The sequence below is a fragment of the Mesorhizobium sp. M1A.F.Ca.IN.020.06.1.1 genome, from assembly GCF_004023265.1.
Taxonomy (GTDB): domain Bacteria; phylum Pseudomonadota; class Alphaproteobacteria; order Rhizobiales; family Rhizobiaceae; genus Mesorhizobium.
In genome coordinates, this window is record NZ_RZSR01001238.1 from 1 (window position 1) to 1,422 (window position 1,422).

Sequence of the window (1,422 nt, forward strand, 5' to 3'; positions counted from 1 at the left end):
GCGCTCCCCCGACCCGAAGGCGAAGCCGGTGATCCGCTTCAACTACATGTCGCATCCGGACGACTGGAGCGAGTTCCGCCACTGCATCCGTCTGACGCGCGAGATTTTCGGCCAGAAGGCCTTCGACGGCTTCCGTGGCAAGGAGATTTCGCCGGGCAGCCATGTGCAGACCGACGACGAGCTCGACGCATTCATCCGCGAGCACGCCGAGAGCGCCTACCATCCCTGCGGCACCTGCAGGATGGGCCGCGCCGACGATCTGACCGCCGTCGTCGATCCGGAATGCCGGGTCATCGGCGTCGAGGGCCTGCGCGTCGCCGACTCCTCGATCTTTCCACGGGTGACCAACGGCAATCTCAACGCGCCTTCGATCATGACAGGCGAGAAGGCGTCCGACCACATCCTTGGCCGCACGCCGCTGGCGCCTTCCAACCAGGAACCCTGGATCAATCCGCGCTGGCAGGTGGCCGACAGATAGCGCATGATCCGGCGGGCGCCCTCCCCGCCCAGCAATAACGAACGGAGAAGACCATGCGCGCCCAGCCCACGGCATCGCATTACGTCAACGGCCGCTATATCGAGGACGACGGCGGCGCGCCGTTGCCGGTGATCTATCCGGGAACCGGCGAGACCATCGCCACACTGCATTCGGCGACGCCGAACGTGCTGGAGTTGGCGATCGAAGCCGCGCGCGCGGCGCAACCGGCCTGGGCGCGGCTGAAGCCTGTCGAGCGCGGCCGCATCCTGCGCCGTGCTGCCGACATTCTGCGAGCGCGCAATGCCGATCTCGCCCGCATCGAGACGCTGGACACCGGCAAGGCGATCCAGGAGACGCTGGTAGCGGACGCGCCTTCGGCCGCCGATTGCCTGGAATATTTCGCCGGCGCGGTCGCCGCCTTCAACGGCGAGATGATCGATCTCGGCGGGCCGTTTGCCTATACAAGGCGCGAGCCGCTCGGCGTGTGCGTCGGCATCGGCGCCTGGAACTATCCGATCCAGATCGCCGGCTGGAAATCTGCGCCGGCTTTAGCCATGGGCAACGCCATGGTGTTCAAACCGTCGGAGAACACGCCGCTTTCGGCCCTGGCGCTGGCCGAGATCTACAGCGAGGCCGGGCTGCCCGACGGACTGTTCAACGTCGTGCAGGGCTATGGCGACGTCGGCGCCGGCCTCGTCGGCCATGATGTCGTGGCAAAGGTTTCGGTGACCGGCTCGGTACCGACCGGCCGCAAGGTGCTGTCGCTTGCCGGCTCGAAGATGAAGCACGCCACGATGGAGCTCGGCGGCAAGTCGCCGCTGATCGTCTTCGACGATGCCGATCTCGAAAATGCCATCGGCGGCGCCATGCTCGGGAATTTCTATTCGACCGGCCAGATCTGCTCCAACGGCACGCGCGTCTTCGTGCAGAGGGGCCTGCATGAC

2 protein-coding genes are annotated in these 1,422 nt (G+C 66.2%); both read left to right on the plus strand.

The annotated features are described in order from the left end of the window. Nucleotides 1-478, plus strand: a 478-nt coding sequence (locus EOA60_RS32840; protein ID WP_245502674.1) for a GMC oxidoreductase, incomplete at its 5' end; no start/stop codon positions are given. A gap of 53 nt (nucleotides 479-531) precedes the next feature. Then, nucleotides 532-1,422, plus strand: an 891-nt coding sequence (locus tag EOA60_RS32845; RefSeq protein ID WP_128312614.1) for an aldehyde dehydrogenase family protein, incomplete at its 3' end; no start/stop codon positions are given.